General features: G+C 69.9%; 19 protein-coding genes and 1 pseudogene. 12 read left to right on the forward strand and 8 right to left on the reverse strand.

Annotation, left to right across the window (positions count from 1 at the left end):
- Window positions 1–82: 82 nt before the first annotated feature.
- The 4 genes from H610_RS0121975 to H610_RS0121990 all read right to left on the reverse strand — a co-directional run bounded on the left by H610_RS0121975 (window position 83) and on the right by H610_RS0121990 (window position 4,899).
- Window positions 83–1,579 (reverse strand): acetyl-CoA hydrolase/transferase family protein, encoded by a 1,497-nt coding sequence (locus H610_RS0121975; protein ID WP_028241680.1) that lies wholly within the window; start codon window positions 1,577–1,579, stop codon window positions 83–85.
- A gap of 167 nt (window positions 1,580–1,746) precedes the next feature.
- A complete protein-coding gene (locus tag H610_RS0121980) occupies window positions 1,747–3,210 on the reverse strand; it encodes an NAD(P)(+) transhydrogenase (Re/Si-specific) subunit beta (RefSeq protein WP_028241681.1) in 1,464 nt (487 codons plus the stop codon).
- 1 nt (window position 3,211) lies between these two features.
- The gene (locus H610_RS0121985) at window positions 3,212–3,526 is read right to left on the reverse strand and encodes an NAD(P) transhydrogenase subunit alpha (RefSeq protein ID WP_028241682.1); all 315 of its coding nucleotides are present in this window, start codon (window positions 3,524–3,526) and stop codon (window positions 3,212–3,214) included.
- A 248-nt stretch (window positions 3,527–3,774) separates the two neighbouring features.
- Window positions 3,775–4,899, reverse strand: coding sequence for a Re/Si-specific NAD(P)(+) transhydrogenase subunit alpha (locus H610_RS0121990; protein WP_028241683.1), 1,125 nt, complete (start codon window positions 4,897–4,899; stop codon window positions 3,775–3,777).
- A gap of 564 nt (window positions 4,900–5,463) precedes the next feature.
- Between H610_RS0121990 and gspE the strand changes: the two genes are divergently transcribed.
- The 9 genes from gspE to H610_RS0122040 all read left to right on the forward strand — a co-directional run bounded on the left by gspE (window position 5,464) and on the right by H610_RS0122040 (window position 13,313).
- Entirely contained in the window at window positions 5,464–6,975 is a 1,512-nt protein-coding gene (gene gspE / locus H610_RS0121995) for a type II secretion system ATPase GspE (protein ID WP_043239345.1), read from the forward strand.
- A 140-nt stretch (window positions 6,976–7,115) separates the two neighbouring features.
- Window positions 7,116–8,333: a GspF family T2SS innner membrane protein variant XcpS gene (gene xcpS, locus H610_RS0122005; RefSeq protein WP_028241685.1), complete on the forward strand. Its 1,218-nt coding sequence runs from the start codon at window positions 7,116–7,118 to the stop codon at window positions 8,331–8,333.
- A 3-nt stretch (window positions 8,334–8,336) separates the two neighbouring features.
- Window positions 8,337–8,771, forward strand: a complete 435-nt coding sequence (gspG, locus tag H610_RS0122010; RefSeq protein ID WP_028241686.1) for a type II secretion system major pseudopilin GspG — start codon at window positions 8,337–8,339, stop codon at window positions 8,769–8,771.
- 136 nt (window positions 8,772–8,907) lie between these two features.
- On the forward strand, window positions 8,908–9,519 hold the full coding sequence (gene gspH, locus H610_RS0122015; protein WP_028241687.1) for a type II secretion system minor pseudopilin GspH: 612 nt from the start codon (window positions 8,908–8,910) through the stop codon (window positions 9,517–9,519).
- A complete protein-coding gene (gene gspI, locus H610_RS0122020; protein WP_028241688.1) occupies window positions 9,516–9,896 on the forward strand; it encodes a type II secretion system minor pseudopilin GspI in 381 nt (126 codons plus the stop codon). The genes gspH and gspI overlap by 4 nt, the downstream gene beginning before the upstream one ends.
- Window positions 9,896–10,597 carry a type II secretion system minor pseudopilin GspJ gene (gene gspJ / locus H610_RS0122025; RefSeq protein ID WP_028241689.1) on the forward strand — a complete coding sequence of 234 codons (702 nt, stop codon included), beginning with the start codon at window positions 9,896–9,898 and terminating at the stop codon, window positions 10,595–10,597. Before gspI ends, gspJ begins: the two co-directional genes overlap by 1 nt.
- Window positions 10,594–11,655 carry a type II secretion system minor pseudopilin GspK gene (gene gspK / locus H610_RS0122030; protein WP_028241690.1) on the forward strand — a complete coding sequence of 354 codons (1,062 nt, stop codon included), beginning with the start codon at window positions 10,594–10,596 and terminating at the stop codon, window positions 11,653–11,655. Before gspJ ends, gspK begins: the two co-directional genes overlap by 4 nt.
- Before the next feature lie 6 nt (window positions 11,656–11,661).
- Window positions 11,662–12,795, forward strand: a complete 1,134-nt coding sequence (gspL, locus tag H610_RS0122035; protein WP_028241691.1) for a type II secretion system protein GspL — start codon at window positions 11,662–11,664, stop codon at window positions 12,793–12,795.
- Window positions 12,796–12,800: 5 nt separating this feature from the next.
- Window positions 12,801–13,313 carry a type II secretion system protein M gene (locus H610_RS0122040; RefSeq protein WP_028241692.1) on the forward strand — a complete coding sequence of 171 codons (513 nt, stop codon included), beginning with the start codon at window positions 12,801–12,803 and terminating at the stop codon, window positions 13,311–13,313.
- Window positions 13,314–13,484: 171 nt separating this feature from the next.
- On the opposite strand, the gene H610_RS0122045 is transcribed toward H610_RS0122040, so the two are convergent.
- The 3 genes and pseudogenes from H610_RS0122045 to H610_RS0122055 all read right to left on the reverse strand — a co-directional run bounded on the left by H610_RS0122045 (window position 13,485) and on the right by H610_RS0122055 (window position 17,988).
- Window positions 13,485–14,888, reverse strand: coding sequence for an aminoacyl-tRNA deacylase and HDOD domain-containing protein (locus H610_RS0122045; RefSeq protein ID WP_028241693.1), 1,404 nt, complete (start codon window positions 14,886–14,888; stop codon window positions 13,485–13,487).
- A gap of 78 nt (window positions 14,889–14,966) precedes the next feature.
- A pseudogene (gene recG, locus H610_RS0122050) lies at window positions 14,967–17,045 on the reverse strand (ATP-dependent DNA helicase RecG); the annotation flags it as partial.
- A 31-nt stretch (window positions 17,046–17,076) separates the two neighbouring features.
- On the reverse strand, window positions 17,077–17,988 hold the full coding sequence (locus H610_RS0122055) for a hydrogen peroxide-inducible genes activator (RefSeq protein ID WP_028241695.1): 912 nt from the start codon (window positions 17,986–17,988) through the stop codon (window positions 17,077–17,079).
- A 133-nt stretch (window positions 17,989–18,121) separates the two neighbouring features.
- Here H610_RS0122055 and H610_RS0122060 point away from each other — a divergent pair, with 133 nt between their 5' ends.
- On the forward strand, window positions 18,122–18,958 hold the full coding sequence (locus H610_RS0122060; RefSeq protein WP_043239349.1) for an NAD-dependent epimerase/dehydratase family protein: 837 nt from the start codon (window positions 18,122–18,124) through the stop codon (window positions 18,956–18,958).
- A gap of 389 nt (window positions 18,959–19,347) precedes the next feature.
- Entirely contained in the window at window positions 19,348–22,731 is a 3,384-nt protein-coding gene (amt, locus tag H610_RS0122065) for an ammonium transporter (RefSeq protein ID WP_236614339.1), read from the forward strand.
- Between the two features lie 4 nt (window positions 22,732–22,735).
- On the opposite strand, the gene H610_RS0122070 is transcribed toward amt, so the two are convergent.
- Window positions 22,736–24,517: a putative bifunctional diguanylate cyclase/phosphodiesterase gene (locus H610_RS0122070; RefSeq protein WP_043239352.1), complete on the reverse strand. Its 1,782-nt coding sequence runs from the start codon at window positions 24,515–24,517 to the stop codon at window positions 22,736–22,738.
- Window positions 24,518–25,650: 1,133 nt separating this feature from the next.
- On the opposite strand from H610_RS0122070, the gene gmd reads away from it, so the two are divergent.
- Window positions 25,651–26,579 (forward strand): GDP-mannose 4,6-dehydratase (gene gmd / locus H610_RS0122075; RefSeq protein WP_028241699.1); only part of this gene is annotated, 929 nt, incomplete at its 3' end.

The raw sequence follows: 26,579 nt of genomic DNA on the forward strand, positions 1-26,579 counted from the left end.
TTTTGTGGGAGGCCCGACCTCGGGGCGAGCTTTGTTCGAGTGAGCGCCGAGGCCGTTGCTTGTCGTGTGAGGAGGAGGTGGATCAGCCCACGGCGAGCATGTGCCCGCGCTCTTCCAGGTTGATGTGCCAGCTCATGGCCTCGCGCAGGATGTGCGGGGTATGCCCGCCGCGGGCGCAGGCGGCCTCGAAGTAGCCGGCCAGGGCGTCGCGGTAGGACGGGTGCACGCAGTTCTCGATGATCGCCCGGGCGCGCTCGCGCGGCGCCAGGCCGCGCAGGTCGGCCAGGCCCTGCTCGGTGACCAGGATGTCGACGTCGTGCTCGGTGTGGTCGACGTGGCTGACCATGGGCACCACGCTGGAGATGTCGCCGCCCTTGGCGATGGACTTGGTGACGAAGATCGCCAGGTGCGCGTTGCGGGCGAAATCGCCCGAACCGCCGATGCCGTTCATCATCTTCGTGCCGCCGACGTGGGTGGAGTTGACGTTGCCGTAGATGTCGAACTCCAGCGCGGTGTTGATGCCGATGATGCCCAGGCGGCGCACCACCTCGGGATGGTTGGAGATTTCCTGCGGGCGCAGCGCCAGGCGGTCCTTGTAGCGCTCCAGGTTGCCGAACACGTCGGCGTTGCGGCGCGGCGACAGGGTGATGGAGCTGCCGGAGGCGAAGCGCAGCTTGCCGGCGTCCATCAGGTCGAAGGTGGAGTCCTGCAGCACCTCGGAGTACATGGTCAGGTCTTCGAAGGGCGACTCGATCAGGCCGCACATCACCGCATTGGCGATGCTGCCGATGCCCGCCTGCAGCGGCGCGAGGTTCTTCGCCAGGCGCCCGGCGTCCACTTCGCGCTTGAAGAAGTCGATCAGGTGGTTGGCGATGGCCTGGGTCTCGCTGTCCGGCGGCAGCACCGTGGAGGGCGAGTCCGGCTGGTGGTTGACGACGATGGCGACGATCTTCTCCGGCGGGATCGGGATGGCGCTGCCGCCGATGCGGTCGTCGACGCGGGTCAGCGGGATCGGCGTGCGGGTCGGCCGGTAGGTCGGGATGTAGATGTCGTGCAGGCCTTCCAGGTTGGCGTCGTGGGCGGTGTTGATTTCGACGATGACCTGCCTGGCGAAGATCGCGAAGCTGGCCGAGTTGCCCACCGAGGTGGTCGGCACGATGTGGCCCTGCTCGGTGATGGCCACGGCCTCGATGACCGCGACGTCCGGCAGCTTGAGCTGGTGGTTGCGCAACTGCTCGACGGTTTCCGACAGGTGCTGGTCGATGAACATCACGTCGCCGGCATTGATCGCCTTGCGCAGGGTGCTGTCGACCTGGAAGGGCATGCGCCGGGCCAGCACGCCGGCTTCGGTGAGCTGCTTGTCGAGGTCGTTGCCGAGGCTGGCGCCGGTCATCAGGCTGATCTTCAGCGGCTGCTGCCTGGCGCGCTGCGCCAGCGCCTGCGGCACGGCCTTGGCTTCGCCGGCGCGGGTGAAGCCGCTCATGCCGACGGTCATGCCGTCCTGGATCAGGGCTGCGGCCTGGTCGGCAGTCATCACCTTGTCCAGCAGGGAAGGCAGGCGCACGCGATCACGGTACATCGGAAAACCTCGGTCTTGTCTTTGTGGGGAATGCCAGCCAGGCAGTCTAGGGGCTGGGCGAGCGGCCGCCCCTTATACCAAGGTCGAAAAGGTCCGTCGCCCCTCGCGCTGGCGCAAAAAGCAGAACACCGGCGCGCGGCCGGTGTTCTGTGGGGCGGGGGCGCTCGTCACTCGACGGCCTTGACCATGTCCTCCACCACCTTCTTGGCGTCGCCGAAGACCATCATCGTCTTGTCCATGTAGAACAGCTCGTTGTCCAGGCCGGCGTAGCCGCTGGCCATGGAGCGCTTGTTGACGATGATCGTCCTGGCCTTGAAGGCCTCGAGGATCGGCATGCCGGCGATCGGCGACTTGGGATCGTTCTTCGCCGCCGGGTTGACCACGTCGTTGGCGCCGAGCACCAGCACCACGTCGGCCTGGCCGAACTCGGAGTTGATGTCCTCCATCTCGAACACCTGGTCGTAGGGCACCTCGGCCTCGGCCAGCAGCACGTTCATGTGCCCCGGCATGCGCCCGGCCACCGGGTGGATGGCGTACTTCACGGTCACGCCGTTCTCCACCAGCTTCTCGGTCAGCTCCTTCAGCGCGTGCTGGGCGCGCGCCACCGCCAGGCCGTAGCCGGGGACGATGATCACGCTGTCGGCGTTGCCGAGCAGGAAGGCGGCGTCGTCGGCCGAGCCGGACTTCACGCTGCGCTGCTCCTGGCCGCCGGTGGCGGCACCGGCGCCGGCCTCGGCGCCGAAGCCGCCGAGGATCACGTTGAAGAACGAGCGGTTCATCGCCTTGCACATGATGTAGGAGAGGATCGCGCCGGAAGAGCCGACCAGGCTGCCGGCGATGATCAGCATCGAGTTGTTCAGCGAGAAGCCGATGCCGGCCGCCGCCCAGCCCGAGTAGCTGTTGAGCATCGAGACCACCACCGGCATGTCGGCACCGCCGATCGGGATGATGATCAGCACGCCGATGACGAAGGCCAGCGCCAGCATGATCGCAAAGGCCGTGAGGCTGCCGGTGAACATGTAGGCCAGGCCGAGGGCGACGATCGCCAGGCCGACCGCCAGGTTGACCAGGTGCTGGCCCTTGAACACCACCGGCGCGCCCTGGAACAGGCGGAACCTGTACTTGCCCGACAGCTTGCCGAAGGCGATCACCGAACCGGAGAAGGTGATGGCGCCGACCGCCGCGCCGAGGAACAGCTCCAGGCGGTTGCCGACCGGGATCGCGTAGCCGGCGGCCTGGACGATGCCCAGCGACTGCGGCTCGACCACCGCGGCGATGGCGATGAACACCGCGGCCAGGCCGATCATGCTGTGCATGAAGGCCACCAGCTCGGGCATCTTGGTCATCTCCACGCGCCGGGCCATCAGCGTGCCGAGGCTGCCGCCGACCAGCAGGCCGACCAGCACGAAGCCGATCCCGGCCACCGCGTCGTTGCTGCCGTCTTCGCGCGCCGCCAGCTGCGCGCCGAGCTTGAACACCAGGAACACCGTGGTGACCACCGCGATGCCCATGCCGACCATGCCGAACAGGTTGCCGCGCCGCGAGGTGGTCGGGTGCGAGAGGCCCTTGAGCGCCTGGATGAAGCACACCGAGGCGACCAGGTAGAGCAGGGTGATGAGGTTCATGCTCATGTCAGCGCTTCTCCGCCGAAGCCTTCGGGGCTTTCTTCTTGAACATCTCCAGCATGCGCCGGGTGACCATGAAGCCGCCGAACACGTTGACCGCGGCCAGCGCCACGGCGAGCGTGCCCATGGTCTTGCCCAGTCCGGTCTCGGTCAGCGCGGCGGCCATCATGGCGCCGACGATGACGATCGCCGAGATCGCGTTGGTCACCGCCATCAGCGGCGTGTGCAGGGCGGGGGTGACGTTCCACACCACGTGGTAGCCGACGTAGATGGCCAGCACGAAGATGATCAGGTTGTAGATGCCGTCGGAAATCAGGTCCATGTGGCGGTCCTTATCGTTGGTCCCTGGCGCCGTTCAGCTGCGCCGAGGCTTGGTTTTTTGTTTTCCGCGCTCCCGCGCTTTCGTCCCTTCTACCGCGCTTCTTCCCCTCTCCCCTCGGGAGAGGGGCCAGGGGTGAGGGCTCGGGTACTGCGTTGCGGTCGAGATCCCTCACCCACCCTTCGGGCACCCTCTCCCGGAGGGAGAGGGAGATCAGAGGGCCTGCGGCCGCTTCTTTTTTGGCCGCTTCTTTACCGGCTGTTCACCCGCACCGCCTGGCCGTCGCGGCACATCAGGCAGGCGGCGACGATGTCGTCCTCCAGGTCGAGGTGGAACTGTCCGTCCTTGTCGATCACCAGCTTGAGGAAGTCCAGCAGGTTGCGCGCATAGAGGGCCGAGGCGTCCGCCGGCACCAGTGCCGCCAGGTTGGTGTAGCCGACCAGGGTCACGCCGTGGCGGATCACCACCTGGTCGGGCACGGTCAGCGGGCAGTTGCCGCCCTGTGCCGCGGCCAGGTCGACCACCACCGAGCCCGGCTTCATCAGCTGCACCGTTTCCTCGTGTAGCAGGGTCGGTGCCCTGCGCCCGGGAATCAGCGCGGTGGTGATGACGATGTCGGCCTGCCGGGCGCGCTCGTGCACTGCCTGCGCCTGGCGCAGCATCCAGCTGGCCGGCATCGGCCGGGCGTAGCCGCCGACGCCCTCGGCGCACTCGCGCTCCTCGTCGGTCTCGAAGGGCACGTCGACGAACTTGGCGCCGAGCGATTCGATCTGCTCCTTCACCGCCGGGCGCACGTCCGAGGCCTCGATCACCGCACCGAGGCGCTTGGCGGTGGCGATCGCCTGCAGGCCGGCGACACCGGCACCGAGGACCAGCACGCGGGCGGCCTTCACCGTGCCGGCGGCGGTCATCAGCATGGGCATGAAGCGCGGGTACTGGTTGGCGGCGACCATCACCGCCTTGTAGCCGGCGATGTTGGCCTGCGAGGAGAGCACGTCCAGGCTCTGCGCGCGCGAGGTGCGCGGCGCCGCCTCGAGGGCGAAGGCGATGATGCCCTGGGCAGCCATGCGCGCGATGCTGTCGTCGTCGAAGGGGTTGAGCATGCCGACCAGCACCGCGCCGGGGCGCATCCGCGCCAGCTCGGTCGCGTCCGGGGCGAGCACCTTCAGCACGATGTCGGCGCCGAACGCCGCGCCAGCATCGCCGATCAGCGCGCCGACCGCCTCGTAGGCGCTGTCGGGCAGGCTGGCGTTGAGGCCGGCATTGCTCTGCACCGTGACCTGATGGCCCTGGCCGATCAGCTTCTTGATGGTTTCCGGTGTCGCGGCGACGCGCGTCTCCCCGGCCCGGGTTTCAAGAGGCACACCGATGTGCATTGTTCTTGTTCTCCTGAGTGATCGTGTCAAGACCGTGCGGCCTGGCAGCCCCGCGTCGGGCGCGAGCCTGCGCGGCGGCGGCGCGGCATTTTGCAGGTGAAGCGCAACGCCTTCAACCAATTTGAAGTGAAACTTATGAAGGACTACAAGTCACGCAGTGACTGATCGTTCACGAAGGCCGGCGGCCATCGCCGTTCCGGTCGGGCATCCTGGCGGAGATAGACCCGTCCTGTCCGTCATAGGTGCCCTGCAGCCCCGGGCTGAATGACTGTCCATCGCCCTGGCTGATGGCTCTATGCCAGCGCTTTCACGGCTTCCAGGGCAGGGCACTGTCGGTCCGCTCGCCTGTCAAAAGGCCACCCGGACCACTCGTCGCGCAATCGAATTGGCGTTTCCCTTGGATCGCGTTAATGCTTATAAAGCGCCTGCCCCTGAGAGCGAGATGACAGCAATTGTCATCGAAACGCTGTAATCCATGGCCGACGCGACACGTAAGTCCAGGCCGATCGAAGCCGCCGTCGATCGCACGCGTACGGCTTCACTGCTAGCAGGAATCCTTGCCCGATGCCCGACATGGACATGACCGCCATTCCCGCGCTGGACACCCCGGCCCAGCGCCGCCTGCCCTTCGCCTTCGCCCGGCGCCACGGCGTGCTGCTGCTCGACGAAGCCCCCGGCCCGCGCCTGTGCGCACGCCAGGGCGCCCCGCTCACCGCGCTGCAGGAGGCCCAGCGCCTGGCCGGCGGTCCGCTGCCGATGCAGTGGCTGGCCGAGGAAGACTTCGACCGCGCGCTCGGCGAGGCCTACCGTCACGACTCCAGCGGCGCCATGACCATGGTCGAGGGCCTCGGCGCCGACCTCGACCTGGCCAGCCTGGCCGACCAGATCCAGGAAACCGAGGACCTGCTGGAGCAGGAGGACGACGCGCCGATCATCCGCCTGATCAACGCCATCCTCGGCGAGGCCATCGCCGAGAACGCCTCGGACATCCACATCGAGACCTTCGAGAAGCGGCTGGTCATCCGCTTCCGCGTCGACGGCATCCTCCGCGAGGTGGTGCAGCCCAAGCGCGAGCTGGCGGCGCTGCTGGTGTCACGGATCAAGGTCATGGCGCGGCTGGACATCGCCGAGAAGCGCGTGCCACAGGACGGCCGCATCTCCCTGCGGGTCGGCGGCCGCGAGGTGGACATCCGCGTCTCCACGCTGCCCTCGGCCAACGGCGAGCGGGTGGTGCTGCGTCTGCTGGACAAGCAGGCCGGGCGCCTGACGCTCAAGCACCTGGGCATGAGCGACCGCGACCGCCAGCGCCTGGAGGAGTCGGTGCGCAAGCCGCACGGCATCATCCTCGTCACCGGCCCCACCGGCTCGGGCAAGACCACCACGCTGTACGCCAGCCTGACCACGCTCAACGACCGCACGCGCAACATCCTCACCGTCGAGGACCCGATCGAGTACCACCTCGAGGGCATCGGCCAGACCCAGGTCAACACCAAGGTCGACATGACCTTCGCCCGCGGCCTGCGCGCCATCCTGCGCCAGGACCCGGACGTGGTGATGGTCGGCGAGATCCGCGACCAGGAGACCGCCGACATGGCGGTGCAGGCGTCGCTGACCGGCCACCTGGTGCTCTCGACGCTGCACACCAACAGCGCCATCGGCGCGGTCACCCGCCTGGTCGACATGGGCGTGGAGCCCTTCCTGATTTCCTCGTCGCTGCTCGGCGTGCTCGCCCAGCGCCTGGTGCGCGTGCTGTGCCACGACTGCAAACGGCCCTACGTCGCCGATGCCGCCGAGTGCGCGCTGCTCGGCGTCGACCCGGCCGAGGCGCCGACCCTCTATCACGCCGAGGGCTGCGACATCTGCCGCGGCCTCGGCTACCGCGGGCGGACCGGCATCTATGAGCTGGTGCTCTTCGACGACACCCTGCGCAGCATGATCCACACCCGCGCCACCGAGCAGGACATGGTCCGCCACGCCCGCCGCCTGGGCCCGAGCATCCGCGAGGACGGCATGCGCAAGGTCCGTGAGGGCGTGACCACCATCGAGGAAGTGCTGCGCGTGACCCGTGAGGAATAAACGGTGAGGGGCTTCTACGACTTCACCTGCACCGGGGCAATCGCGGTCGAGACCGCGCCCACAAAAGCCCCGGCCAGCGCCTGCCCCCGTGGGGGGCTCGACCGCGAACCCGCCAACTCCATCACGGCGGGGGCGCACTGATGGCCGCCTTCGAATACATCGCGCTGGACCCGCGCGGGCGCCAGCAGAAGGGCCTGATCGAGGCCGACAGCCCGCGCCAGGCGCGGCAGCTGCTGCGCGACAAGCAGTGGGCGCCGCTGGAGGTCAAGCCCACCCGCAGCGCCCGCGACGATGCCGGCGGCGGGGGGCTGAGCTTCGGCCGCGGGCTGTCGGCGCGCGACCTGGCGATGGTCACCCGGCAGCTCGCCACCCTGGTGCAGGCGGCGCTGCCGATCGAGGAAGCGCTGCGCGCCGCGGCCGCGCAGTCCGGCTCGCCGAAGATCAAGTCGATGCTGCTGGCGGTGCGCGCGCGGGTGCTGGAAGGCCACAGCCTGGCCACCGCGCTGCGCGAATACCCCTCCGCCTTCCCGGAGCTGTACCGGGCCACGGTGGCCGCCGGCGAGCATGCCGGGCACCTCGGCCTGGTGCTCGACCAGCTGGCCGACTACACCGAGCAGCGCCAGCAGTCGCGGCAGAAGATCCAGATGGCACTGCTCTACCCGGTGATCCTGATGGTCGCCTCGCTGGCAATCGTCGGCTTCCTGCTCGGCTACGTGGTGCCGGACGTGGTCAAGGTGTTCGTCAACACCGGGCAGGAGCTGCCGGGCCTGACCCGCGGGCTGATCGCCGCCAGCGACCTGGTCCAGGCCTGGGGCTGGCTGATGGTGCTGCTGGTCGTCGGCGGCGTGGTGGCGATGCGCTACGCGCTGCGCGACCAGGACTTCAAGCGCCGCTGGCACGGCCTGATCCTGCGCCTGCCGCTGATCGGCCGGCTGTCGCGGGCGACCAACACCGCGCGCTTCGCCTCGACCCTGGCGATCCTCACCCGCAGCGGCGTGCCGCTGGTGGAGGCGCTGTCGATCGCCGCCGCGGTGATCGCCAACCTGCGCATCCGCGACAAGGTGGTCGAGGCCGCGCAGAAGGTCCGCGAAGGCACCAGCCTGACACGGGCGCTGGAAGCCACCGGCGAATTCCCGCCGATGATGCTGCACATGATCGCCAGCGGCGAGAAATCCGGCGAACTGGACCAGATGCTGGCCAGGACGGCACGCAATCAGGAGAACGACCTGGCGGCCCAGGTGTCCCTGCTGGTCGGGCTGTTCGAGCCGTTCATGCTGGTCTTCATGGGGGCGGTGGTGCTGGTCATCGTGCTGGCCATCCTGCTGCCGATCCTCTCCCTCAACCAACTGGTGGGTTAACGAATGACGCTTCGCAACGCAACGCAGAGGGGCTTCACCCTCATCGAAATCATGGTCGTGGTGGTGATCCTCGGGATCCTCGCCGCGCTGGTGGTGCCGCAGGTGATGAACCGCCCGGACCAGGCCAAGGTCACCGTCGCCAAGGGCGACATCAAGGCCATTGCCGCCGCGCTGGACATGTACAAGCTGGACAATTTCAGCTACCCCAGCACCCAACAGGGCCTGCAGGCGCTGGTGCAGCGCCCTTCGGGCAACCCGCAGCCGAAGAACTGGAACCGCGACGGCTACCTCAAGCGCCTGCCGAAGGACCCCTGGGGCAACGACTACCAGTACCTGTCGCCGGGCACCCAGGGCCCGTACGACCTCTACTCGCTCGGCGCCGACGGCAAGCAGGGCGGCTCCGACCTGAACGCGGACATCGGCAACTGGGACCAGTGACCGCCGTGCCGCCGCGCCTCGCCTCCGACGGCAGGGCGGCCCTGCGTGGGAGCGGTCTCGACCGCGAACCCAGCCAGCACCGAGCCCCGGCATGACGCCCTTCTGCCCATCCCGCGCCGCCTTTCGGGCCGCACGCCTGCCCGGACGGGCGCGCGCCTGCGCCGGCTTCACCCTCATCGAGCTGATGGTGGTGATGGTCATCCTCGGCATCCTCATCAGCATCGCGGTGCTCTCGATCGGCACCGCCAGCACCTCGCGCGAGCTGCGCGACGAGGCCCAGCGGCTCGCTGCCACCCTCGGCGTGCTGGCCGACGAGGCGGTGCTCGACAGCCGCGAGTACGGCCTGTGGGTCAACGACCAGGGCTACCGCGTGCTGCGTTACGACGAGCGCCAGGCGCGCTGGATGAGCGACCGCGAGACGCCGTACCGGGTGCCGGAGTGGGCGCGGCTGGACCTGACCCTCGACGGCACGCCGCTGCGCCTGGCGCCGCCGGTGGAATCCGCCGACGAGGACGCGCCGGGGCTGGCGGCGCCGGCGGACGATGCAGAGAACGACGAAACGGCACGGCGCTGGCGCTATCCGGTCGGGCGCGGCGTCACCCCGCAGATCCTGGTGCTCTCCAGCGGCGAGCTGTCGCCGTTCAGCCTGCGCATCTCCGAGCGGCAGGTGCCGGACAGCGCCTGGGTGGTCGCCAGCGACGGTTTCTCCCTGCCCAGCGCCGAACCGGCCGCGGAGCGCCGCCGGTGAGGGCGCGGGGCTTCACCCTGCTCGAGGTGCTGATCGCCCTGGCGATCTTCGCCGTGGTCTCGGCCACGGTGCTCACCGCCACCGGCCGCAGCCTGAACAACGCCGCGCGGCTGGAAGAGGTGACCCTGGCCGGCTGGATCGCCGACAACCGCCTCACCGAGCTGCAGGTGGCGCCCGGCCCGCCGGCCACCGGGCGCCAGGAGCAGGCGCTGGAATACGCCGGGCGGCGCTGGCAGCTGCTCACCCAGGTCGAGTCGACCACCGACGCTTCGCTGCTGCGCGTCACCGTCTGGGTGGCACCGCAGGCCGCGGCTGGCCGCGGCTCGGTGGAAACGCGCGCGGCCACCAGCCTGACCGGCTTCGTCGAGGTGCGCTGATGGGCCGGCAGCGCGGTTTCACCCTGCTCGAACTGCTGATCGCCATCGCCCTGTTCGCGCTGCTGGCGCTGGGCACCTACCGCATGCTCGAGTCGGTGCTGCGCAGCGACGAGGCGACCCGCGCCCAGGAGCAGGTGCTGCGCGAGCTGACCCGCGCCGTCTGGGCCTTCGAGCGCGACCTGATGCAGGCCGCGCCGCGGCCGATCCGCGACAACTACGGCGACGAGCGCGCCGCCCTGGTCGCCAGCCTGGAGCCGGACGACGGCGCCGAGGCCGCGGTTGAGTTCAGCCGCATCGGCTGGCGCAACCCCACCGGCCTGCGCCGCGCCGAGCTGCAGCGGGTGCGCTGGCGGCTGGTCGGGCAGACGCTGGAACGGCAGTACTGGACGGTGCTCGACCGCGACATCGGGAGCCGCCCGCGGGTGCAGCGCGTGCTGGAGGGCGTGAGCGGGCTGGAACTGCGCTACCTGGACGGGCAGGGCGCCTGGCACCAGGACTGGCCGCCGTTCGACTACAACCGCGCCAATCCGGAAACCGAGCCCGAGCGTCTGCCGCTGGCGGTGGAGTTCGCCTTCGAACACCCGCACTACGGGCGCATCCTGCGCCTGGTGCGGCTGCCCGACGCCAGCGCCTCGCGGCCGCAGGCGCTGCCCGATGCCGAAGGGCGCCCCGGCACCCTCGATCCGGGACTGCTGCCATGAGGCGCGAACGCGGCGTGGCGCTGATCACGGTGCTGCTGGTGGTGGCCATCGTCACGGTGGTGTGCGCCGGGCTGATCGCCCGCCAGCAGCTGTCGATCCGTTCCACCACCAACCAGATGCAGGCGCGCCAGGCCTGGCAGTACGCGCTCGGCGGCGAGGCCCTGGCGCGCGCCATCCTCGCCCGCGACGCCGCGCAGAATCCGGCGACGCCCGAGCCGGCCGAGGAAGAGCCGCCAGCCGAGGAGGCACCGCCGGAGGGCGCCGAGCCGGCGCCCGAACAGGAGGCCGGCGAAGGCGGCGAGGGCCCGAAGTCGGTGGACCACCTCGGCGAGGCCTGGGCCCGGCCGCTGCCGGCCTTTCCCATCGACGGCGGCGAGATCCGCGTGCGCATCGAGGACCTGGCCAGCCGCTTCAACCTCAACAGCCTGACGCAGAACCAGCAGCCCAACGAGGCGGCGATCGCCCAGTTCCGCCGCCTGCTGCTCGGCCTGCAGATCGAGGCGCCCTATGCCGAGCGGCTGGTGGACTGGCTTGATGCCAACCAGGACCCGAGCGGCGAATACGGCGCCGAGGACACCGCCTACGCGCGCCTCGACCCGCCCTACCGGACCGCCGGCCGGCGGCTCTACGACGTCTCCGAGCTGCGCCTGCTGCTGGGCATGACCGAGGCCGACTTCCGGCGCCTGGCACCGCACGTCACCGCGCTGCCCGGCGACGTGCCGCTGAACGTCAACACCGTCGGCGCGCGGGTGCTGGCCAGCATCGACGACAGCCTGACGCTGGCGGCGGCGCGGGCCGCGGTCAGCGAGCGCCGGCCCGGCGGATTCCGCGACATCGCCGCCTTCCTCGCCCAGCCCTCGCTGGCCGGTACCGAACTGCAGGGCACCGCGCTCGCGGTTGGCAGTCAATTCTTCCAGGTCACCAGCGAGGTCCGCCTGGGCGACCGGCGCATGGCGCTGGTCAGCGTGCTCCGGCGCGAGGACGATGGCGAGGTGAAGGTGATGTATCGCAACCTGGGGCTGCCGCCGCGCCTGCCCCGAGACGACGAGGGAGACTGAGACCCGATGGACTGTCTGTTCCTGGCCGCCGACAGCGGCCCCCGGCTGACGCCCGAGACGCGCGCCTACTGGCTGCCGCGCGCCGGCCAGGGCGGCTGGACCAGCCTGCAGGCCTGCGCCGAAGGCATCGCCGGCGCGGTCGCGCTGGTGCTGCCGGCCGAGGTCTGCAGCTTCTTCGCCGTCACCCTGCCGACGCGCAAGACGCGCTGGGTGCAGCAGGCGCTGGCCTATGCGGTCGAGGAGCTGCTGGCGGAGAGCGTCGACGACCTGCACCTGGCGCTCGGCGAGACGCTGGACGACGGCCGCGACCGGGTCATCGCCATCCGCCGCCGGCTGCTGGCCGACTGGCTGGAGGACCTGCGCGCGCTTGGCCTGGACATCGTCGCCGTGCATGTCGACGCCGACCTGCTGCCGCGCGACGGCGCCCAGCTGCTTTTCCTCGACGAGCGCGCCCTGCTCGGCGGCAGCCCGGAGCCGCGGCTGGCCTTTCCCACGGCGCAGTGGCCGATGCTCGCCGCGCAGTGCCCGAGCCCGCGCTTCGGCCACGGCACCCTGGCCGAGGCGCCCGGGGAGCTGGACGGCTACGAGCCGGTCGAGGACCCCTACCGCTGGCTCGCCGGTGGCCGCGAGGAGGCGGTGAACCTGGCCCAGGGCGAATTCGCCGTGCGCCCGGCCGGCACCGGGCTGGGCCGCTGGAAGCCGGTGCTGGCGGTGCTCGGCCTGATCCTGCTGGTGCAGCTGGGCTTCAACCTGGCGCAGGGCTGGTACTTCCAGCGCCAGGGCGACCATTACGCCGCCGCCAGCGAAGCGCTGTACCGCGAGCTGTTTCCCGAGGACGTGCGGATCGTCAACCTGCGCGCGCAGTTCGCCGACCACATCGGCCAGCGCGCCAGCGCCTCGGCCGGCCTGATGCGCCTGCTCGAGCACGCCGCCACGGCCGCCGAGGGCATGCCGGTGACCATCGGCCAGCTCGATTACAGCGACGGCCAGGGTGCCCTGGCCATGCAGGTGCAGGCGCAGGACTTCTCCACCCTCGAAGCGCTGCGCCAGCGCCTGGCCGAGACCGGCCAGCCGGTCGAACTCGGTTCGGCCAGCCGTGACGGCGACGGGGTCAGCGCACGCGTGGTGATCGGAGGATGAGCCGGATGAACCTGAAACAGCAATTCGCCGCCCGGCTGATGGATTCGCCGCTGTGGCACCGCTGGCAGCGCCTGGCCCCGCGCGAGCGGCTGCTGCTGACGCTGCTTGGCGCCTTCTTGCTGGCGGTGATCTTCTACCTGCTGCTCTGGCTGCCGGCGATGCGCGGCGTGACCGACGCCCGCCAGTACTACGAGGAACAGCGCAGCCTCTACGCCTACCTGCAGGAAAACACCGAGCTGGCCCGTTCGATGTCGCGCGACAACCAGCCAATGCTGCCGCCCGAGCAGCTGCAGGGCCTGGTCACCCAGACCGCCCAGGACCGCGGCCTGCGCATCGACAGCTTCGACATGAACGCCGACGGCAACCTGCAGGTCAGCCTGCCGGGCGTGTCCTACAGCGCCATGCTGTTCTGGGTCGAGGAACTGCAGGCGCTGGGCGTCAGCCTCGGCGAAGTCAGCCTGCAACGGGCCGGCGAAGGCCGGGTGGACGCGCGCCTGACTTTCCGGGTGGCGAGCTAGGGCGAGCAGTCATTCATGCTGCCCGTCGTACCGGCGCAGGCCGGTACCCAGAGGGGCAGTGCGGTGGTGAGTGGGAGACACACGGACGCACAGGCCGATGCCGGCCTGCGTCGGAGCGTCAGGCTTGGTCTGGGTCCCGGCTTGCGCCGGGATGAGGGCGCGCAGCGCTTTTCAGTGCGCCATATTGAACTGCGCGGCGAGCTCGCGCAGGGCGGCTTCGGCCTTGAGCACCTTGGCCAGCGCTTCGTCCGCGCGCTCGCGGCTGAGGCCGAGGTTGTCCAGCAGCGCCTGCGGGATTTCCGCCTCCGGCCCCGCGCCGATGCCCTGGTTGCGCAGCAGGCGTACGGCGAGGCAGACGAGATTGGCGTAGGCGGCGTGCTCGCCGCGGTAGTTCGGGTCCTGCTGGAAGCGCAGGGCGTTGGCCAACTCATCCGGCATGCCCCAGTAGGTCATCAGCCAGGCGCCGATCTGTTCGCGGGTGATCCCGAGCAGGTGCTGCTCGACGCGGCTGTGGCCGACGTGCGGATTGACTTCCAGGTGCCGGCAGATCAACGAAAAGTGCGGCGGGAACACGTGCGCCAGCACCAGGTAGCCGAAGTTGTGCAACAGCCCGGCGAGGTAGGCCAGGCCGATCTCGGGGCGCCGTTCGCGAGGGATGGCGCGGGCCAGGCCCTCGATCACCGCGGCGGTGTAGATCGCCTGCTGCCAGTAGGGCGTGGCCTGCTGCGGCTTGTCCTTGGGCAGGCTCAGGGTCTTGCCCAGCGCCAGCCCGAGCGCGAGGTTGATCACCAGGTCGAAGCCGAGCACGCGGACGATGGCGTCCTCCACCGAGCGGATCTTGCCGGGCGCGGCGTAGTAGGGCGAGGCGGCCCAGCTGACCACCTGCGCGGCCAGCGCCGGATCGGTCTCCACCACGCCGGTGATGTCGTCGACGGTGGCGTCCGGGTTGACCCTCAGCTTGATGATGCGCTGCGCCGACTGCGGCAGCGGCGGGATTTCGATGGTCTCCTCCAGCCGCTGCTGGATGCGCCGCGCGGTGAAGGCCTGCACCGCCTGGGTGATCTCGGCGCGGTCGTCGTGGGGGCGGTCGAGGTTCGGCCGGATCTGCGCCAGCGGCTGGCCGAAACGCCCGGCGCTGGCCTTGCTCAGCAGGCCGCGGTAGTCCGCCCCGGACAGCTCCAGCCACAGGCCCGGCTCGCCGGACTCGACCAGCAGGCGGGTCTGCTGCGGCAGGTGCTCCTCGTACAGGCAGGGGGCGCTGATCAGTGGCGGCAGGCCCGGCAGCACGCCGAAGCCATGGGTGTCGAGCATGCGCGTCAGGCGCTCGGGGGCGACCGCCGAGAGGTCGCGTCCGGTGAGTTCGGCCAGGCGCGCCAGGTCGAGCAGGCGGTCCTGCGGGAAGAGCACCAGCAGCGGGCCGATAAGGTCGTCGAGCAGCACCGCCTGCACGCGCTGGGCGGCCGGGAAGGGCTCTGGATCACGGTGCAGCTGGTAGGCGATGCCCTGTTTTTCCAGCATCTGGGCGACCAGCGGGGGGAGTTGCGCAAAGGCTTCGTCGTGTGGCGCGAGATTCATCGGCAGGAAATCCGGCTTGGGCGTTTCGGCAGTATAACCACAGCAACACTGGGGATAGGCAACAACCGGTTGTCCGTGTCACACCTGTCCGTACTGCTGGCCGTGACGCAGCCAGCGGTGCAGCAGCGGGCTGACGTGCCCCGGCCAGCGCGCCAGCAGCGTCTGCGCCGCGTCGCGCACCGCCGGCAGCAGGTCGGCGTCGCGCATCAGGTCGGCGACCTTGAACTGCAGCAGGCCGGTCTGGCGCACGCCGAGCATCTCGCCCGGGCCGCGCAGTTCGAGGTCCTTCTCGGCGATGACGAAGCCGTCGCAGGTCTCGCGCATGATCGCCAGGCGCTCGCGGCCAATTTGCGACAGCGGTGGGTGGTAGAGCAGCACGCAGTGGCTGGCCGCGCTGCCGCGCCCGACCCGCCCGCGCAGCTGGTGCAACTGGGCCAGGCCGAGGCGCTCGGGGTTCTCGATGATCATCAGGCTGGCGTTGGGCACATCGACGCCGACCTCGATCACCGTGGTGGCGACCAGCAGCTGCAGCCGGCCTTCCTTGAATTCCTGCATCACCGCGGCCTTCTCGGCCGGCTTCATGCGCCCGTGGATCAGCCCCACGCGCAGCCCGGCGAGCGCCGCCGAGAGGTCCTCGTAGGTGCTCTGCGCGGCCTGGCAGGTGAGCTCCTCGGATTCCTCGATCAGCGTGCACACCCAGTAGGCCTGGCGGCCCTCGGCGCAGGCCGAGCGGACCCGCTCGATCACCTCCAGGCGGCGGCTGTCGGCCACCAGCACGGTGTTCACCGGGGTGCGCCCGGGCGGCAGCTCGTCGAGGATCGAGGTGTCGAGGTCGGCGTAGGCGCTCATCGCCAGGGTCCGCGGGATCGGCGTGGCGGTCATGATCAGCTGGTGCGGGCAGAGGCGGCCGTCGACGCCCTTCTGACGCAGCGCCAGGCGCTGCTGGACGCCGAAGCGGTGCTGCTCGTCGATGATCACCAGCGCCAGGCGGGCGAACCGTACCTCGTCCTGGAACAGCGCATGGGTGCCGACCACCATGGGCACGCCGCCGGCGATCTTCTCCAGCGCGCCCTGCCGCGCCTTGCCCTTGAGCTTGCCGGCCAGCCAGGCGACCTCCAGTCCGAGCGGTTCGAGCCACTTGCAGAAGGTGAGGTAGTGCTGCTCGGCGAGAATCTCGGTGGGCGCCATCAGCGCCACCTGGTAGCCGGCCTCCAGCGCCTGCAGCGCGGCGAGCGCGGCGACCACCGTCTTGCCGGCGCCGACGTCGCCCTGCACCAGGCGCAGCATGGGCTCGGGCTGTGACAGGTCGTAGGCGATCTCGGCACCGACCCGCTGCTGCGCGCCGGTGGGCCGGAAGCCGAGGTTGATCAGGAACCGTTGCGGCAGCTCGCGGGCCACCGGCAGCCGCGGGGCCTGCTGGGCACGCACGCTCTCGCGCAGGCGCTGCAGCGACAGCTGGTGGGTCAGCAGCTCCTCGAAGGCCAGGCGGTGCTGGGCCCAGTGACGGCCCTCGGCGAGCTCCTCGAGGTCGGCGTCGGGCGGCGGCCGGTGCAGGTAGCGGATGGCTTCGTCGAGCGGGCCCAGGCGGTAGTCGCGGGCCAGCTCCGGCGGCAGCCAGTCGGGCAGGCTGTGCGGGCCGAGACGGGCCAGCGCCTGGCCGGTGAGCTGGCGCAGACGCTGCTGGGTCAGGCCCTCGGTGGTCGGGTAGATGGGCGTCAGGGTCTGCTCCACCGGCGCCGGCTCGGTGCCGCTCAGCGCGCGGTACTCGGGGTGGTAGATCTCCAGGCCGGAGGCGCCGGGGCGGGCCTCGCCATAGCAGCGCAGCTGGGTGCCGCGCTTGAGGGCTTCCTTCTGCGCCTGGCTGAAGTGGTAGAAGCGCAGGCTCAGCGTGCCGCTGCCGTCCTGCAGGCGTACCAGCAGGCTGCGCCGGCGGCCCATGACGATGTCGGCGCCGGCCACCACGCCCTCGATCACCGCGTCCTGTCCGGGGCGCAGCGCGCCGATGGGGATCACACGGGTGCGGTCCTGGTAGCGCAGGGGCAGGTGAAAGAGCAGGTCCTGCAGGGTTTCCAGGCCGACCTTGGCCAGCTTCTCGGCCAGCGCGGCGCCCACGCCCTTGAGCGCCGTCACCGGGACGGCGGCCAGCTCGGTCATGTGCGCGGCTCCTTCGAACGCTCGGCGCGTGCGGTCAGTTGGGCTTGCCGACCGAGCACAGGCGGATCGAGTCGGCCAGCACTTCGATCGCCTTCGGCCGCGGGAAGCTGGCGCGCCAGGCGATGGCGACGGTGCGGTAGGGCGCCGGCGGGGTCAGCGGGCGCACTTCCAGCACGCCGGGGGCGTAGTGGTGGCTGTCCACCGCCGACAGCGGCAGGATCGATACGCCCAGGCCCGAGGCGACCATGTGGCGGATGGTCTCCAGCGAACTGGACTCGACCGTGGTGTGGCTCGGCGCCTCGCCGCGGCGGCCGCTGGTCGGGCAGGCCTCGAGCACCTGGTCGCGGAAGCAGTGGCCCTCGCCGAGCAGCAGCAGGCTCTTGTCGTTGAGCATCTCGGTGTCGATGGTCTGCTTCTGCGTCCAGGGGTGGTCGGCCGGCATCAGCGCGTAGAAGGGTTCGTCGTAGAGCGGCTTGGTCAGCACGTCGGCTTCCTGGAACGGCAGCGCGACGATGATCGCGTCCAGTTCGCCGGTGCGCAGCTTGTCGCGCAGCACGTGGGTGAAGTTTTCCTCGATGTACAGCGGCATGTCCGGTGCCACCCGGTGCAGCTGCGGAATCAGGTGCGGAAAGATGTACGGGCCGATGGTGTAGATGGCACCGACCTTCAGCGGCGTGGCCAACTGGTTCTTGCCGACCTGGGCCAGCTCGCGGATGCTCTGCGCCTGCTCCAGCACCTTCTGCGCCTGGGTGACGATGCCCTCGCCGACTGGCGTCAGGCGCACCGCGCTCTTGCTGCGCTCGAAGATCAGCACGCCGAGCTCGTCCTCGAGTTTCTTGACTCCGACCGACAGGGTGGGCTGGCTGACGTGGCAGCGTTCGGCGGCACGGCCGAAATGCTGCTCCTGGGCGAGGGTGACGATGTAGCGCAGTTCAGTCAGGGTCATAGCGTGCATCCATCAGAATGCTCGCAAGCATAGCCCCTACCGCTGTGGGAACCAACCGTGAATATGGTCGTATCTCGGCGCCGTTGCTGGCGCCGGCTACACTGGATGCTCGCCGAAAAGGAGGCTGGAACGAATGCGGGTGATGATCGCCGGTTGCGGCGACCTCGGCTGCCGGCTGGGCGCGCGTCTGCGCGAGCGGGGCTGGGCCGTCTATGGGCTGCGGCGCGAGGCCGAGGCGCTGCCCGACGGCATCCTTCCGGTGCCCGGCGATCTGGCCGCCGAGGCGCCGCCGGCGCGCTGGCCGGACGGCCCGCTCGACTACCTGGTGTACGCCGCCTCGGCCAGCCGGCACGACGAGGCCGGCTATCGCCGGGCCTACGTCGAGGGCCTGGCGAACCTGCTCGGCTGGCTGCGTGCACGCGGCCAGCGCCCGCGGCGCCTGCTGTTCGTCTCCAGTACCGGCGTGTACGGCCAGCACGCCGGCGAATGGGTCGACGAGGACTCGCCCACCGAGCCGAGCGGCTATACCGGGCGGGTGATGCTGGAGGCGGAACGGCTGGCGCTGGACAGCGGCCTGCCGGCGACCGTGGTGCGCCTGGCTGGACTCTACCACCCGGAACGGCCATGGCTGCTGAACCAGGTGCGCGCCGGCCTGCGCGTCGAGCGCGATCCGCCGCAGTACGCCAACCGCCTGCACCGCGACGATGCCGCCGGCCTGCTGGCCTGGCTGCTTGCGGCCGACGCCCGCGGCGAGCCGCTGCAGGACTGCTACCTGGGCGTCGACGACGACCCGGCGCCGCTCGCCGAAGTGGCCGACTGGCTGCGCGAGCGCCTCGGCATCAGCCACTGGGCCGACGAGACGATGAGCCGCCGCGCCGGCTCCAAGCGCTGCTCCAACGCCCGGGCACGGGCGCTGGGATGGGCGCCGGCCCATCCCAGTTATCGCCAGGGGTACGCGGACCTGCCTTAGGGCAGGGCGTTTGGCGCGGCCAACTGGACCCCGGCCTTCGCCGGGGCGACGGTTGTGTTGGGGGCCGGCGCGGGCTATCGAGCCGGGAGGGTGCCTGCCTGAATCCTGCCCGACAGCCCCCGCCCGGGGGCGCTACATTTCGGTGCCTGTCATGGGCGGCGGGTTTCGCCATGACCGCTTTTGGTGCTGGCCATGTGCCATTGATGCCTTCAGCCCGCGCTCGCCTTGGCATGGAACTCGCTTGAGCCTGCTTCTCTGAAAGGAGTCGAGCATGCTCAGTCCGCGCCGCCGTTCCTCGTTCTCTCGCCTGCCGTCCATCCTTCGCCGCGTTCCGCCAGCCTGCATGGCGGCCGTGGCCCCGGTGGAGCGCCCCTGACATGGACCATTCGATGATCGACCTGCTTTGGGTGGTGCTCTGTGCCGGGCTGGTGTTCAACATGCAGATCGGCTTCCTCTGCCTGGAGTCGGGCCTGACCCGCAGCAAGAACGCCATCAACGTGGCGATCAAGAACATGGCCGACCTCAGCATCGCGGTGCTGCTGTACTGGCTGTTCGGCTTCGGGTTGATGTTCGGCACCAGCCAGCTGGGCTGGTTCGGCGGCAGCCACTTCGTGGTCGACACCGGCGGCGAAGCCTGGCCGATGGCCTTCTTCGTGTTCCAGGCGATGTTCTGTACCACCGCCTCGACCATCGTTTCGGGCGCGGCCGCCGAGCGCATGCGCTTCAACGCCTACCTGCTGGTGGCGGCGCTCGGCGCCGGGCTGGTCTATCCGCTGTTCGGCCACTGGGCCTGGGGCGGCGCCTTCGCCACCGGCCAGGGCTGGCTGGCGGCGCAGGGCTTCGTCGACTTCGCCGGCTCCACCGTGGTGCACAGCGTCGGCGGCTGGATGGCGCTGGCGGTGATCATGGTCATCGGCCCGCGCCAGGGCCGCTTCGAGCTGCGCCCGGGGCGCAGCATGCCGGGTTCCAACCTGCCGCTGGCGATGCTCGGCGGGCTGCTGCTGATGTTCGGCTGGTTCGGTTTCAACGGCGGCAGCACGCTGAGTTTCGACGGCCGCGTGCCGGGCATCGTCGCCAACACCATGATGGGCGGCATGGCCGGCATCGGCGGCGCGATGGCGGTGTCCTGGTGGCGCAACGGCTACGTCGACGCCGTCTCGCCGCTCAACGGCATGCTTGCCGGGCTGGTGGCGGTCACCGCCGGGGCGCATGCCGTGGGCATGTTCGAGGCGATCGTGATCGGCTTCGTCGGCAGCCTGGCGATGTTCGCCGGCGAGGCGCTGCTGGTGCGCTGGCGGCTGGACGATGCGGTCGGCGCGGTGCCGGTGCACCTGGCCGCGGGGATCTGGGGCACGCTGGCGGTGGCGCTGTTCGCCGACCCGGCGCTGCTGCCGGCCGGCCACGACCGCCTCGATCAGCTGGCGGTGCAGGCGCAGGGCGTGCTGGTCTGCGCGCTCTGGGCGTTCGGCGTGACCTACGCCGTGCTGCGCCTGCTCAACCGCGTCTATCCGATGCGCGTCGACCCGGACGACGAGATCCGCGGGCTGAACGTCACCGAACACGGCGAACGCACCGAGTTGATCGAGCTGCTCGACGCCATGGCCGAACACCAGCGCCACGGCCACTTCCACAAGGAAGTGGCGGCCGAGCCATTCACCGAGGTGGGGCAGATCGCCAGCCAGTACAACAAGGTGATCCGCGCCCTGCAGAACGCGGTGAACAAGACCCAGATCATCGTCCGCGACATTCGCGACGGCATCGTCACCTACGGCCGCGACGGCGTGCTGGCCAGCTGCAACCCGGGCGCCGAGCGGCTGTTCGGGCTGTCCGCCGAAGAGATCGTCGGGCGCCACCTGCAGCATTTCGTCAACGACCGCGGCAACTGGCGCGACCGGCTGTTCCCGCAGCCCGGCGGCGAGGCCAAGTGCGAGCTGCTGCTGCGCGGCCCCGACGGCCAGCCGTTCGCCGCCGAGCTGACCGCCAGCCAGGGCGAGGACGACGAGACGCTGTTCATCTGCATGGTGCGCGACATCACCGAGCGGCGGCGGATCGAGGAACAGCTGTTCCAGGAGAAGATGCTCGCCCAGGTGACCCTCGCCTCGATCGGCGACGGCGTGATCACCACCGACAGCGAAGGGCGCATCCGCTTCCTCAACCCGGTCGCCGAGCAGCTCACCGGCTGGTCCGGCAAGGAGGCGCAGGGGCGGCCGCTGGCGGAGGTCTACCAGCTGCACGACGAGCTGACCGGCATGGCCCTGCCCAGTCCGCTCGAGCGCATTCGCCGGCGCCGGCGCGCGCACGGCCCGGAGCGTCCCGAAGCGGCGGCGGCGAGCATGCTGCAGCGGCGCGACGGCCACGCGGTGGCGGTGCAGGATGCGGTGGCGCCGATCCGCGACGCGCACGGGCAGGTGATCGGCGTGGTGCTGAGCTTCCGCGACGTCACCATGACCCGCCAGCTGGCGCGCGAGCTGAGCTTCCAGGCCTCGCACGACACCCTCACCGGCCTGGCCAACCGCTCGGCCTTCGAGGGCCGCATCGAGAAGCTGCTGCAGACCCCGGTCGAGGAACGCGGCGAGCACGTGCTCTGCTACATGGACCTGGACCAGTTCAAGGTGGTCAACGACACCTGCGGGCACGCCGCCGGCGACGAGCTGCTGCGCCAGCTGGCGCGGCTGTTCAAGACCCGGGTGCGCAGCACCGACCTGCTGGCGCGGCTCGGCGGCGACGAGTTCGGCATCCTGTTCCTCGGCTGCACGCTCAAGCAGGCGATGCAGATCGCCGAGAGCGTGCGGGCGCTGGTCGAGGAGTTCCGCTTCAGCTGGGAGGGCAAGACCTTCTCGGTGGGCGTGAGCATCGGCCTGGTGACCATGGACGCCCACAAGAGCTCGCTCGGCGCCCTGCTCAGCTCGGCCGACAGTGCCTGCTACGCGGCCAAGGACGGCGGGCGCAACCGCATCCACGTCTACCAGGACGACGACCAGCACCTGGTCGCCCGGCGCGGCGAGATGCAGTGGACCAGCCGCATCCGCCACGCGCTCGATTACGACCGCCTGCGCCTGTACGTGCAGCCGATCCTGCCGACCGGCGGGCAGTCCACGGCGCCGCGCTACGAGGTGCTGGTGCGCATGCTCGGCGACGACGACAGCGTGATCCCGCCCGGCGCCTTCATGCCGGCGGCCGAGCGCTACGACCTCGCCCCGGCCATCGACCGCTGGGTGGTGGGCAATTTCCTCGCCTGGGTCGGCGACTTCTGCCGCCGCGAAGGCACCCCGGGGCACTATTCGATCAACCTGTCGGCGGCCTCGCTGGGCGAGGAGGCCTTCCTCGAGTTCGTCCTGGCGGCGATCGACCGGCACGGCATCCCGCCGGACTGTCTGTGCTTCGAGATCACCGAGACCAGCGCCATCGCCAACCTCAGCCACGCGATGAAGTTCATGGAGCGGCTCAAGGCGCGCGGCTGCAGCTTCGCGCTCGACGACTTCGGCTCGGGGCTGTCGTCCTTCGCCTACCTGAAGACGCTGCCGGTCGACTACCTGAAGATCGACGGGGTGTTCGTGCGCGACATCGAGCACGATCCGATCGCCCGGGCGATGGTCGCCTCGATCAACTCCATCGGCCACGAGATGGGCCTGAAGACGGTCGCCGAGTTCGTCGAGTCGGGCGCCATCCTCGAGCGCCTGCAGCGGATCGGGGTCGATTACAGCCAGGGCTACCACCTCGGCCGCCCGCGCCCGCTGAGCGAGCTGTCGGGTGTGCGGATGATGCCGCGCTAGCGCCTCAGGCTGGCGGCGCGTCCTGCGCCGCCAGCCAGCCGGCCAGCGCCGTGGCCGGCATCGGCCGGGCGAACAGGAAGCCCTGGCCCTCGTGGCAGCCCCAGGCGTGCACCAGCGCCTGCGTCTCGGGCGTCTCGATGCCTTCGGCGACCACCCGGTAACCGAGTTCGCGGGCCAGTTCGATGATGGTGCGGGTCAACCGCCGGTCGGCCGGATCGGCGAGATCGCGCAGCAGCGAGCGGTCGAGCTTGACGCTGCTGGCCGGCAGGGCGCGCAGGTAGTTCCAGTTGCTGTAGCCACTGCCGAAGTCGTCGATCGCCACCTCCACGCCCATTTCGCGCAGGCGCCCGAGCTGCTGGCGCACCACCTCGGGTTTGCGCATCAGCGCGCTCTCGGTGAACTCCACTTCCAGGTAGTGCGCCTCCACCCCGTGCCTGTCCAGCAGCTCGAGCATGCGGTCGGTGAACTGCGGGTTCTCCAGGTCCCCGGCGGAGATGTTGATCGCCACCCGGAAATCGTGGCCGGCCGCCCGCCAGCGTGCCAGCTGGACGATTGCGTGGCGCAGCACCCAGAGGCTCAGCGAGCGCATCAGCGCGGTTTTCTCCGCCAGCGGGATGAACTCCGCCGGGCCGATGGTGCCGAGCTCCGGATGCTGCCAGCGCAGCAGGGCCTCGACCGAGGTGCAGGCGCCGGTGGCCAGGTCGATCCGCGGCTGGTAGTGCAGGTGCAGCTGGGCCTGGCCGTCGACCGCCTCGGCCAGCGAGCCGAGCAGGTGGAAGGCGCGCTGCTGCGCCAGGTCCAGGCTCGGGTCGTACCAGTTCCAGCCGCTGTCGCGCTCGCGTGCCTCGTCGGCGGTACTGATCACCGAGCGCAGCCAGTCGCCGGGCTCCGGCTCCGTCGGGTCCAGGCACAGTGCGCCAAGCCCCGCGCGCACCGTCAGCGGAATGCCTTCGGCGCCGACCGGCAGCTGCACGCTCGCCGCCAGGGCGTCGAACAGCGGCTCCGGACGCCTCAGCCGCTCGCCACGCAGGACGAAGCCGAAGCGGCTGGGGCCGAGCTTGTACAGGGTCGCTTCGCGCGGCAGCAGCGCCTGCAGGTGCGCCTTGACCGCGAGCAGCAGGTCGCTGGCGAAGCCATGGCCCAGCGCCTTGACCAGTTCGTTGAGGAAACTCGGGGCGAAAGGATCGACCACCGCCACCAGCAGCCGCTCGCCGCGGCCGAGCAAGCCGCTGACGTCGGTCTGCAGCTGCTGGCGGTTGAACAGCCCGGACTGCCGGTCGATGAAACGCTGGCGGCGCAGGCTGTACAGGCGCTCCATCACCAGCTCGGTGAGCAGGCGCAGGCTCTCGCGCTCGTGCGGCGTCATGGGCGGGTGAGGACGCGTGTCGGCCAGGCACAGCCCGCCGAGGGCGATGCCGTCGTCGGTGACCAGCGGCATGCTGGCGTGGAAGCGGATGCCCGGCTCGCCGGTGACCAGCGGGTTGTCCCGGAAGCGCGGGTCCTGCCGGGCATCGTCGATCTCGAACAGGTCGCCTGGCCGCACCGGGTGGCTGTAGGGCGCGGAGCGCGAGATCTCCTGCGCCGGCACGCCGACCTGGGCGAGGAACCAGATGCGGTCCCGATCGAGGATCGAGATCGCCGCGATCGGAACCCGGAACTGGTGCGCCGCCAGCTCCACGAGGCGGTCGAAGGCCGTATCCCCGGGCGCGTCATGCAGCCCGAGTTCGCGGATGCGGTACAGGCGTTCGATGTCGTTCGTGGGTGAGCTGGCGGGAACGATGAGCATGGGAATCGCCTGTTCGGCTGGCGTATCGCCAGATTAGTTGAAACCTGGCGCTCAGGGCGGCCGGCAAGACGCACGGCCGGCCCGCCGGAGGCAAGGGCCGGCGGCGCTTTGCCAGTTTTGCCCCGGCGGGTCGACGTTCGTCGGCGCCGGCGAAAAAAAACCAGAAAAAACACCGCTGCGGGGAACTCGTATTTTGCCCCCGGGTCAAGTTAGGGCCGGCGTAGGGATGATGCCCTGGCCGGCTTCCTTCGACTTCCAACCAGCTTGTCGGCTGGTCGACGAGGCTAGGGATGGTTATGGACGGGTCCGCTATTCACAGGGGGTTGTACCGGGTCGTGGCGCCGGCAGGGCGTCTGCGGAACGGACAGGCACCGGGAAGTCCGGGCGGGGAGGAGCGATGCCTCCGACCCGCGGCGGCGGAATCGATCGAGGCAGGGATGGTCATGCTGACGGAAGTACCACTGTTTTGCCGGTCACCTTTTGCGAACCCACGGGGTTCGAATGCGCCGGCAATCGCTTCATCGCACGGGCGGATGCGCCAGGCTGTATATCGCCTCGTCGTGCGCGACAAGCTCCTTCTTCGTCGAATCCGGGGTGCGATCGCCGATCGTGCCGGCGGCACCCGTGCGTGCCTGTCGGCCGCAGGGCGGAGAGGGCTGTCCGGCGAATGCCGAGCGCGGGAAACAGCAAACAACAAAGCAGCGTCGCCGTATCCGGCCGCCTGCACAGGGCCATAGCGCCACGCGCCACCGAGCGCCTTCTTGCATCTTTGCCTTGCAACCGCCGAAAGGGCACCCGGAAGGGGCAGCGACCTCCATCGCGCCCGACCGTACGCCGCCCCGAGGATATTTGAACGGCCGACGGCGCAAGCCGTTCGGCCCGGAGCCGTCGGGCGCTGCGCCCCGGCCCGACGAATTGACGAACGGTGACATGGCGGCCTGAAAGCCTGCCTATGGTTACTCACCGCCGGCCCCAGGGCCGTATAGAGAGGGACGAGCCGCCGGAAACGGCGGAGGGAAATCGGCCTGGCATCGCGCCATGCCGCCGGGGTCGCCGGCCGCCGCCACGCATGAAGATCGCGGCACCGGTGACCGGCATTACATGTTCATCGACAGGATGGTAGGTAGAACACCATGCAGAAAAAACGCGCGCTCATCACCGGTATCACGGGTCAGGACGGCTCTTACCTGGCGGAACTGCTGCTGGAGAAGGGCTATGAAGTGCACGGCATCAAGCGGCGCGCCTCGTTGTTCAACACCCAGCGGGTCGATCACATCTACCAGGACCCGCACGCCAAGAACCAGAACTTCGTCCTCCACTACGGCGACCTCAACGACACCTCCAACCTCACCCGCATCATCCAGGAAGTGCAGCCCGACGAGGTCTACAACCTCGGCGCGCAGTCCCACGTGGCGGTGAGCTTCGAGGCCCCGGAATACACCGCCGATGTCGACGCCCTCGGCACCCTGCGCATCCTCGAGGCCATCCGCCTGCTGGGGCTGGAGAAGAAGACCCGCTTCTACCAGGCCTCCACCTCCGAGCTGTACGGCCTGGTGCAGGAGATCCCGCAGAAGGAAACCACGCCCTTCTACCCGCGCTCGCCCTACGCGGTGGCCAAGATGTACGCCTACTGGATCACCGTGAACTACCGCGAGGCGTACGGCATGTACGCCTGCAACGGCATCCTCTTCAACCACGAGTCCCCGCGCCGCGGCGAGACCTTCGTGACCCGCAAGATCACCCGCGGCCTGGCCAACATCGCCCAGGGCCTGGAGCCCTGCCTGTACATGGGCAACCTCGACTCGCTGCGCGACTGGGGCCACGCCAGGGACTACGTGCGCATGCAGTGGATGATGCTGCAGCAGGAGCAGCCGGAAGACTTCGTCATCGCCACCGGCGTGCAGTACTCGGTGCGCGAGTTCATCACCTGGGCCGCCGCCGAGCTGGGCCTCACCCTGCGCTTCGAGGGCGAGGGGGTGGCCGAGAAGGCCTACGTCGAACACATCGAGGGCGACCTGGCGCCGGCGCTGAAGGTCGGCGACGTGGTGGTCTGCGTCGACCC

Source organism: Stutzerimonas azotifigens DSM 17556 (genome assembly GCF_000425625.1).
GTDB classification, from domain to species: domain Bacteria; phylum Pseudomonadota; class Gammaproteobacteria; order Pseudomonadales; family Pseudomonadaceae; genus Stutzerimonas; species Stutzerimonas azotifigens.